At 71.8% G+C, this 5,840-nt stretch carries 5 protein-coding genes; all 5 read right to left on the bottom strand.

The genetic code is table 11. From position 1 onward, the window contains the following. Positions 1–1,025 precede the first annotated feature (1,025 nt). Complete coding sequence (locus ACJ73U_RS40410) at positions 1,026–1,184, bottom strand: DUF6760 family protein (protein ID WP_407783069.1); 159 nt, start codon at positions 1,182–1,184, stop codon at positions 1,026–1,028. Further along, complete coding sequence (locus tag ACJ73U_RS40415; RefSeq protein WP_407783070.1) at positions 1,181–1,627, bottom strand: hypothetical protein; 447 nt, start codon at positions 1,625–1,627, stop codon at positions 1,181–1,183. The genes ACJ73U_RS40410 and ACJ73U_RS40415 overlap by 4 nt, the downstream gene beginning before the upstream one ends. Further along, positions 1,624–2,064, bottom strand: coding sequence for a phage tail protein (locus ACJ73U_RS40420; protein ID WP_407783071.1), 441 nt, complete (start codon positions 2,062–2,064; stop codon positions 1,624–1,626). Before ACJ73U_RS40420 ends, ACJ73U_RS40415 begins: the two co-directional genes overlap by 4 nt. Before the next feature lie 14 nt (positions 2,065–2,078). Further along, complete coding sequence (locus ACJ73U_RS40425) at positions 2,079–3,587, bottom strand: phage tail sheath family protein (RefSeq protein WP_407783072.1); 1,509 nt, start codon at positions 3,585–3,587, stop codon at positions 2,079–2,081. Between the two features lie 186 nt (positions 3,588–3,773). Next, on the bottom strand, positions 3,774–5,840 hold a 2,067-nt coding region (locus tag ACJ73U_RS40430; RefSeq protein ID WP_407783073.1), incomplete at its 5' end, for an ATP-binding protein.

Here is a 5,840-nt window from a genome sequence, read left to right on the forward strand (position 1 = left end):
CAGAACCCCGGCAACCCGCTCAACACCGGCACCGGACGACTCCGCGCCCATCCCACCTCTCGACCCCGAAACCCCGCCACCCGACTCCACCGCCCTCTGGACCGCCACCCCACCCCGCCCCACACCCGCCGACCCCCCAACGTCAGCGGTCACCCGCTGAACCACCGGGCCGGCCGGGCCACCTTCCACACCCACCGAACCCAGAACCCCGACAACGCGCTCAACACCGAAACCAGACGGCTCCGCGGCCACCCCACTGCGCGGCACACTCCCCGACCCCGACACCCCGGTGGTCACCCGCTGAACCCCCGGATCGGCCGACCCACCTTCCACACCCAGAACCTCAGCAACCCGCTCAACACCGGCACCGGACGACTCCGCGGCCGTCCCACCTCCCGACCTCGAAACCCCGTCGCCCGGCTCCGCCACCCGCTGGACCACCGAACCAGACGAACCGGCGCCCGACCCCGAAGCCTTCTGAGCGGAGCCCTTCACTCGGGGTACCAACGGGCCAGACGAGCCCGCAGCCGGTCCAGCCGGCCGTGCCTCCGCCGTCGCCGGCACCCCACCACCAGCCACGTCAGGGACTCGGCGCGCCGAGCCCCCCGATGGCACGACGGATCGCCGGTTCCGGCTCGCCCTCTCCGGCGGAAGCGGGGCATGCGGAGCAAGCGCCAGTTCCTCCTCGACTCGTCGCCCCGGATCGGGCACCGACGGTCGCCGGGCAGTGGCCGGCGAGGTGAGACGCTGAACCGGCCGCACGTCACCCCGCCGCACGGAATCAGGCACTGGACGCGCCACGCCGTGCAGCACACCGGCCGGCGCGTCCGCGGAGACCGAATGACCCAGCGGACCGCTCAACCGGTTGTCCTGCCAGGACGTCAGGTTCTCGCGGAAGCCGGCGGTCATGGTCGGGACGGCGCCGAGAACCCCGGTGAGCGGCGGCAGCGTGCGCCAGCCGCCGTCCCAGGGTGGTGGCGGGTCCGGGCGCCGGTGGCGCCATCTGTCCAGGAAGGACACTCCAGTCACCTCCCGTCGTTCATCCTCGTGTTCAGGTTGGCTATCTCCCGGACCCACTGCTGCCGCTCACCGTGCGTCAGGTCCAGGATCTCGGCGCGTGGCCAGTGGAAGTGGTAGGCCACGTACGCGACCTCCTCGAGCAGGCGGCCGGCCGCGTACGTCACGATTCCCCCAGGCGCCCACCCGCCAGGTCGACCTCGAACGCCGTCCCGCAGGACGGGCAGGACACGCCCGCCCTCGTGTGGCCCTCGCTGTTGATGCGGCGGTAGAAGTCCTGCAGGAAGGCGATGTCGGTGGCGTACATCTGTTCCACCACCTCGACGCGGACGTCGGGCACGGTGCCCAGCGCGGTGATCACCTGGCTGAGCAGCACCACGCTCAGGTACCCGGGGTTCTCCTTGACGCGCAGGTCGATCTGCGGGCGCAGCTCGTCGCGGGCGGTGGCCAGCCGCATCCTGCCGTGGCGGTGGACCACGCCCTCGGCGTCCACGTACCCCCTCGGCAGCTCGAACTCAAACTCCGTGCGGAGCCGCGACGCGTCGACGGCGGGCCTGGGTGCCTCCACCAGCTCGTCGAGCGCGTCGAGGCCGATCGTCCTCCTTCTCATTCGACCTTGATCTCCTCGAACGTGAGGGTCACCTTCTCGGTGGCGGCGCTGGACTCGCCGGCTTTCAGCGACGGGCCCTCCCACTTGCTGGCCCACGCGTTCGTCAGCTGCATGCGCCGCACCGAGTTGCCCTCGGTGTCCTTGACCTCGATGGTGATGTTCTGCCGCGCCGAGTTGACCGCGCCGTTCTCCAGGGTCTCCTTGAGCCACTTGCTGAACTCGGAGCTCTTGTCGAGGCCGCGGGTGATCGTGACCTCGCCGCCCTTCTGCGCGCCGGGCTGCTTGCGGATGATCGGTTTGCCGGTGGCGGTCACCTGGTAGATCTCGACGACGTCCTCCTCGACGGTCAGCCCGCTGACCTCCTGGAGCGACTCGACCATGTACCCGCCGAGCTGGACGCCGAAGATGTGTGTGGCGAGAGCGTCGCCTTCTGCCATGATCGCTTGCCTTTCTACTCACTCACGAGGCTGGTGCTGTCGGAGAACTGCGCCAGCCGGAACACCACGAACTCCGCCGGTTTCACCGGCGCCACCCCGATCTCGCACACCACCTGGCCGAGATCGATGGACTCCTGCGGGTTGTTCTCCTCGTCGCACTTGACGTAGAAGGCCTCCGCGGCGGTGCGGCCGAACAACGCGCCCTGCCGCCACTGCTCGGTGAGGAACGCGGAGATGTTGCGCCGGATGCTCGACCACAGCCGGTCGTCGTTCGGCTCGAACACCACCCACTCGGTGCCGAGCAGGATCGACTCCTCCAGGAAGTTGAACAGCCGCCGCACGTTGAGGTAGCGCCAGGCCGGGTCGGAGGACAGCGTGCGGGCACCCCAGATCCGGATGCCGCGACCGGGGAAGGCACGCACGCAGTTGATGCCGACCGGGTTCAGCAGGTCCTGCTCGCTCTTGCTCAGCTGGTAGTCCAGGTCGACCGCACCGCGGATCACCTCGTTCGCCGGTGCCTTGTGCACACCGCGTTCGGCGTCGTTGCGCGCCCACACGCCGGCGACGTGGCCAGACGGCGGCACGACGGTGTTGCGCCCGGACGTCGGGTCGAACACCCGCAGCCACGGGTAGTACAGCGTGGCGTACCGGGAGTCGTAGCCCGCCTCGTCCTGGCGCCAGGCACGCACGCGCTGTGCGGACAGCCCGGGTGGCGCGTCCAGCACGGCGACGCGGTCACCCATCTGCTCGCAGTGCGCGACCACCGCCAGCTGCACGGTCTTCACGCCCTCGAGGTCGATCATGCCGCGCTGGTAGGCGCTCATGAGGTCGGGCACCGCGACCATGGTGATCTCGTCGATGCTCTCCAGGCCACCGAACCCGGTCCGCGCCTCGGCGTCGCCGAGGTACTCCTGGGCGTCCACCCTGGCCGGTGACGTGGTGGGCGGCGGCAGCGTGACGGACTGCTTGTCCGGCTTGGCCAGCGCACCGTTGCCCTGCTCGGCCACGGTGATGAGCTTGGACTGCGCGGAGACCTGGGTGACGACGAAGTTCCGGACGTTCTTGCGGGTGGACACGTCGTAGGTCTCCGCGACCCGATCGCCCTGGCGGACCACCAGGCGGAACCGGTCCTCCGGCGGGTTCTCACCGTCCACATCGGTCACCTCGACAGTGACGTCCGAGCCGGCGCCGGGCAGCGCGGCGACCCGCAACCCGCCCAGCCGCACCGGTTCTCCCGCGGCCGGCTCGGCATCGGACACCGCCCCGCCGACCCGCACGATGTAGGCCGCACCGCCGCCGTTGGTGAAATAGCCGTACACCGCGTGCGGCAGGTAGGCGCCGTCGGTGAACCCGCCGAAGTTCTGCACGTACTGGTTCCAGTTGGCCACCAGGGTCGGTTGGTGGAAGGGTCCCTGCTCGGCGAACCCGACGAAGGCGGCCACCGCCGTGCCGACACCCTCGATCGGTCGCGCTCCGGACTGGACCTCCTCCACGTACACGCCTGGGGAGAGGTACTGCGGCATACTCGCTCCTTGGTCATCTTCCCGCTCTGCCACCACAAGCCTGCTGTGTGGCGGCCCGCCGGGGCAGGTCCGCGCGACTCCGGCCGAGGGCAGTCCGCTGCCCGAAAAGGCAGCTGGCGCCGGGCGGGCCGAAGCGCCTCGGGGCAGCCGGTGCCCGAGGCGCTTCGCGTGAGGTGCACCGGGTGCTCAGGTCGCCGGGGGCGCGGACCGCGGCTCGCTCGGACTCGGGTGCGGTCCGGTCAGCCACGGGCCGAACTCGCTCGCCAGGACGAGTCGGCCCAGTTTGCGGTACTCCTGGCGCACGGCGTCGACGACGTCGGCCATCGTCACGGGCCGGTCGGCCGCGGCGGACAGGTAGGCGGCGGTGACCGCGCAGGCGCGGATCGAGCCACCGGCCAGCTCGAAGCGGTCGGCGCAGAACGACAGGTCGAGATCGTCCGCGCGGGGCATGGCCGTGCCCAGGCAACGGTCCCAGAGGGCGAGGCGCTGTTCGGCGTCGGGGACGGGGAAGTCCGCGATGACGTCGATCCGCCTGGTGAACGCCTGGTCCACATTGGACCGCAGATTGGTGGTGAGCACGGCGATGCCGTCGAAGGACTCCATGCGCTGCAACAGGTACGCCGACTCGACGTTGGCGTAGCGGTCGTGCGCGTCCTTGACCTCCGAGCGCTTGCCGAACACGGCGTCGGCCTCGTCGAACAGGAGCACGCCGTGCACGCCGGCCGCCTCGGTGAAGATCCGTTCGAGGTTCTTCTCCGTCTCGCCGACGTACTTGTCGACCACCGTGGACAGGTCGACCACGTACAGGTCCATGCCCAACTCGGCGGCGACCACCTCGGCGGACATCGTCTTGCCGGTGCCGGACTCGCCGGCGAACAGCGCCACCACGCCCCGGCCCCTGCCGCCGCCGGGGCGCATCCGCCACTCCCCCAGCACACGTTCGCGGTACCGGGCTCGACGGACCAACTCGGTGAGCTGCCGGCGCGTCGGGTCCGGCAGCACGAGGTCGGGCCAGCCGACGGACGGGACTATCCGGCGCGCCAGGCGGTCCAGCCCGGCGCCGTTCTGTGCGCGCACGCCGGCACGCACGTGCGTCAGGGTCACCGGCTGCCGGTTCAGCGCGGCCAGCCGGACGGCGACGGCGACCGCGCGGTCCACCTCGGCGACCCCGAGTCGGAAGCCCGCCAGTGCCGCCAGCAGGTCCGGAGCGGGTGGCGCGCCGGTCGCCCCGGTGAGTGCCGTCGCCCAGCGCGCCGAGCGGCGGCCGGGGTCCAGCGGGGGCACGGTGACCGTCACCGCGTCCGTCCACCTCGGATCCCAGAACTGCTGGCCGTGGAAGACCACCGGCACGTCCGCCGCCGCGAACCGCCTGAGCAGCCGGGCTCGTTGCGGCGGCAGAGCTTCGAGCGGCCCGAGCACGATGCCCGCACCACGCAGACGGGCCTCCCGGACCACGGCGTCGACCGGCGGGTCGTCCAGGTCGGCGAGCGCCACGACGTCGACCACCAGCGCCTCGCGGCCGGCCTCGGCCAGTGCGGCCACGGCCTCGAGGCCGGCGTCCGCGCCACGCAGGTAGACGGGTGTGCTGTCGAGGGGGCGGCCTCCGGCCCCCGGTTCCATCGTCCCACGCGACACCGACAATTCGGGGGGCTCGCGGGACACCGGCCGTTTCGGGGCGGGGCGGGATTGGGGGAAGAGGTTGGTCAGGAAGGCGCCCAGCCGGGTGGCGAACTCGTTCTCTCGGGGGCAGGCCGCCGTTGTCACCCTGGCGATCTCCGTTGCCGCGGAGTCGGGGGTGTCGTCGTCGAGCAGGTGGGCCACCACGCGGTCCGGGACCTGGAGCACCCGGGACAGGGCGGGCAGCTGCGGCTCCCGCACCTCCAGCAGGCCGCCCACCATCAGCGGTCCGTTGGCCGCCAGGCGGAACCGGGCGGGGCCGGCGGCCGGCTCGCCGCACAGCTCCAGTGCGAGGCCGACGGTCGCCCGGCGGCGGGTAACGTCGTCGTTGAGGTACCCGTACAGGCGCTCGAAGCGGGTGTCCACGTCCGGTGCCAGTGCGACGAGCAGGAACTCCACGTCCAGCGGGGACAGGCCGAAGCGCCGCGCGAGCGTCCCCAGCCGGGAGTCCGGCTCGGGGTCGTCCGCCTCGAACGCGAGTGGCCGGGCCGGCGGGGACAGCAGCCGCTCCACCGCGTCCGGGTTCAGGTACAGGCCGCGGTACGGGTCGTCGGGCGCGGGGTCGGTGGCCGCGCG

The sequence above is a fragment of the Actinophytocola sp. genome (assembly GCF_045807065.1).
GTDB lineage: Bacteria > Actinomycetota > Actinomycetes > Mycobacteriales > Pseudonocardiaceae > Actinophytocola.

Coding starts and splice junctions, on each gene's coding strand:
- ACJ73U_RS40415 (WP_407783070.1), bottom strand. CDS start 1,627: ATGAGAAGGAGGACGATCGGCCTCGACGCGCTCGACGAGCTGGTGGAG.
- ACJ73U_RS40420 (WP_407783071.1), bottom strand. CDS start 2,064: ATGGCAGAAGGCGACGCTCTCGCCACACACATCTTCGGCGTCCAGCTC.
- ACJ73U_RS40425 (WP_407783072.1), bottom strand. CDS start 3,587: ATGCCGCAGTACCTCTCCCCAGGCGTGTACGTGGAGGAGGTCCAGTCC.